Genomic DNA, 3,473 nt, shown 5'->3' on the forward strand with positions numbered 1-3,473 from the left:
AAGATCCACCCGCGGCACCTACCTCGTCGAGCTTTTTACACCGCCCCGAGGACGCCACCCGAGCCCAGCCACCGGCTCTTCAACGCCGTTAACCTGTATGCGTTGACGCTTCAACCGGGAGAATCCATGCGCTCAGACATCAGCCTGGATGAGATGGCTGCCGAACTCTCCCGACTTGCTGATCCCTCAACGGCTGTTCCTCTGCCGGAATCCGAAGTTGTGGCCCTCGAGGAAGTGGTCGGCGCTCCGCTGCCCGAGGAGTTCCGATCGTTCTTGCTGCGGTTCGGCCGGGGAATCCGTCCAGGCCCCCTGCTCGACCTACATTGGATGGTGGAGGAGACCCAGGGGGAGCGGGAAAACTTCCAGGAAGAACCCGAGGTCGCCGCCTACCCGTGGGAGCCCTTCCCGGTGACCCGGGATGATGTGCGGCAGTTGCGGCGCCTCGCCGCCGACGGAGCAGACCCCACCCTGTGGATGGACAAGCCCTCGCCCGGGACCATGTTCCTGTGCAGCCACGGGTGTTCGTGGATCAGCATGCTCGCCATGAACGGTGAGTACGCCGGTACCGTCTGGCTGACCGAGATGGGGTGGGCGAAGGACATGTACTGGTGGCCGTCGGCTCCTTGGAGGGGTGTCGAGCCGTCGGGCCGTCTGCATGGGGGCTGGAGTGAACCGGTGCCGTTCCTGGACTGGTACATGCGCTGGACACGGCAAATCGTCAGCCGACACCGGCGCTCGCGACACCCTAACTTTCCTTGATCGCAGAGGTGCTCATCCTTCGCAAACGAACTCCCGCGCATTGATCCACACTCCCACCATCTGATCCGTAGGGAAGGGCGGGTACCTCGTCAGCGGTCTCCCGTCCTGGTCAGGCGGTAGATGCAGACCGGTGAGATGTGATCGTGTAAGGCGGTGTTGCTGTACAACGCTGCTGTACAGCACTCCCCACGAGCCACAGCGCGCCCCTCGGTCAGCGCTCGCCATGCAGAATCTCCATCGCCTGGAGCACATCCGTGACAACATGATCCGCTTCGTGGTCGTGACCGGACCACGTCCCCCGGTCGACCCAGACCGTACGAAGGCCGGCGGCCCGTCCCCCGCCGATGTCCGCGACCAGCTGATCACCGACCATCCATCCCCCAGCCGCCAGGCTCACCCCACAGCGCTTGGCCGCGATCTCGAACAGACCGACGTCGGGCTTACGGATGCCTTCAAGCCCCGAGAGCGCGTAGGCATCGACAGCCTCAGCCAGTCCTGTCCGCTGGATCTTGCCGAGCTGGTTGTCCGCCGTCCCGTTGGTCACGATGGCTACCTTCCATCCGGCCGCGCGGAGCCGTGATAGTCGGTCCATCACCTCAGGCCGGCAGCGCACCAGGTACGGCATGCGCCTGCGATAGCGGCCCCACAACTCCTCGACCGACTCCGAAAGGGCGAAGTGCTCGCGGACCTTGCCAAAGAAGACCTCACGATGCGGGTAGCCCGCCCGGTCGAGAGCAAGCACCCAGTCAACCGCCTCACGCCCAAGCCGGTGATCGTCGACGAACTCAGCGGTCCACGCCCGGAACGCTTCATCCAGGTCCACGAGTGTGTTGTCCAGATCGAAGAGCGCAAGCCGTTGCACATTGAATCACCGTAGTTGAGCTTCGGCATGGGCGTGAGTGCCTGCTTGCAAACGGGAGCCAGTCACGACGCGGGACGCCCGTCCTCCTGCTCAGGTGGCAGATGCCGACCGGTGGCGTGTGCCCGTGTGAGGAGAGGTTGCTGTACCCCGCTGCTGTACAGCACACCGGCAGATGACCAGCCCCGCGCATCCGGTGGCAAGGGGACCCGTACCGCAGGGCCGCCAGGCCCGAGGAACGGAAGCCCCGCGGCAGCATAGCCGTCCTATTTTCAGAAGCATGGTCACTTTTCTTGGCCAAACCGACCGGGCGTCAGGCCGCTGTCGGAAGTGCGCGTCATATCGAACAGGCATGACAGAACTCCGTTTCACAAGCGGTCTCAAGCCAGTGGACATCGTCGCACAATAATCCGGTGGACCCGTAGCGAAATCCATGATATTCTGATCGGCTGCCCATCACCAGGAGGCGATATGAACATTGAGTCATCGGAGTTTATGGAAATAATCACGAACATTGCCAACGGGATCATCATCGACAAGAGCAGACGACGAGAAGGAATCAGTAAGAGCAGGGCAGTCCTAGACGCCTATTCTGAATTTAGCTTCAATGCGCGAGAAATTGCTCCTACATGGTACGCCAAAGGCGCACCCCGAGCAATTTCACAGAACCGTCGAAGGCTGGCGGCACGCCAGCGCACACAGCGCAGCGTACTAAAGCGCTTTTTTAAGGCGTTCGCTCATTGGGAGATTTCTCTTGCATCTTCAGAATTGATCAACAGATCCATGTCTGAGATATTCTGGCGTCGCACATCCGACCCGGACGGACCCGAAAGATCATCAAAACTCCTTGGTGTCGCAGATGAATTTGGAGGTCCCGCTCTTCGCCTACTCCTTTTAACTGGTATGCATGCACGGATGATCACGGTCTCCGAAGAGATCATTCTACTGTTACGGAACGGATTTTCCGATGGTGCATACGGACGCATGAGGACACTGTATGAACTTGTAATTAAGATATTTTTCCTATGTAACAACGAACCGCAGGCGGGAGGATTTGATCTGGCGGAACGGTTCTACGTCGCAGCACGCATAGGAGTGGATGCAAGCGAGCTGGACGAAGTAGATGAGAATATTCTCGAAAAGGCGCGAGCACAGTGGGGTGATAATTTCTTCAAAGGGGAAAACAACTGGGCTGCACCGGGAATCGGAATACCTCAGAAATCGCGAATAACCTTCCGTGACATCGAGAATGCTGTTGAGAGCAGCCATCTCAGACAACTCTATCTTGAATGTAATTCTGCAGTTCACGCTGGAGCAGATCAAATCATTAAGGCGTTTACCCCTAGACGAATTATATATCAGACACGTGGACGCTTAGACTCAGCTGCAACCGCATGTGTCGGCACGGCATGCACGGGCTTTCTGCTTATGGGGACCATGGAAATCATGAAACGGATTTCGGTGGACACCCATCACTGGGACCTTCCACTAGAGGCTACGGCGTTTCTCTTCAATATCAACGTCAGCGTTGAGGAGTTTAATCAAACATCTCATAAATTGGGGAACATCCCGTTGCTACCCTGACGACGCCTCATCATCTGGCCGTCACTGACTGCAGCGGAATCTCTATCCCGGCTCATACTCGGCGGCGACGGGCTGTAAATGATCAGCCGATTGTCTGTGACAGTTGGCGCGTGGGCGCGCTGGCCGCGACCGGCCGGAGAGCCGCAGCGCGGCCAGCTGGTGCCCGACGCGCGCCGTCCGCCGCCGGCGGGCGGCCTTGAAGACGAGAAGATAAGAGGGTGACTCATTTGGTGAGTCTGCGGTAGCAGATGAGTGCGGCGGCCAGGGCGAC

The 3,473-nt window shown here is 59.3% G+C and carries 3 protein-coding genes; 2 read left to right on the forward strand and 1 reads right to left on the reverse strand.

Going from position 1 to position 3,473, the window contains the following annotated elements:
- On the forward strand, nt 1–759 hold a 759-nt coding region (locus IEZ08_RS38865), incomplete at its 5' end, for an SMI1/KNR4 family protein (protein ID WP_229803962.1).
- 211 nt (nt 760–970) lie between these two features.
- Here IEZ08_RS38865 and IEZ08_RS38870 read toward each other — a convergent pair.
- Nucleotides 971–1,621, reverse strand: a complete 651-nt coding sequence (locus tag IEZ08_RS38870) for an HAD family hydrolase (protein WP_189244224.1) — start codon at nt 1,619–1,621, stop codon at nt 971–973.
- A 468-nt stretch (nt 1,622–2,089) separates the two neighbouring features.
- On the opposite strand from IEZ08_RS38870, the gene IEZ08_RS38875 reads away from it, so the two are divergent.
- Complete coding sequence (locus IEZ08_RS38875) at nt 2,090–3,202, forward strand: DUF5677 domain-containing protein (RefSeq protein WP_189244225.1); 1,113 nt, start codon at nt 2,090–2,092, stop codon at nt 3,200–3,202.
- The last annotated feature ends 271 nt before the right edge of the window (nt 3,203–3,473 follow it).

Origin of the sequence: Planobispora rosea (assembly GCF_014648175.1) — a bacterium.
Classification (GTDB): Bacteria; Actinomycetota; Actinomycetes; order Streptosporangiales; family Streptosporangiaceae; genus Planobispora; species Planobispora rosea.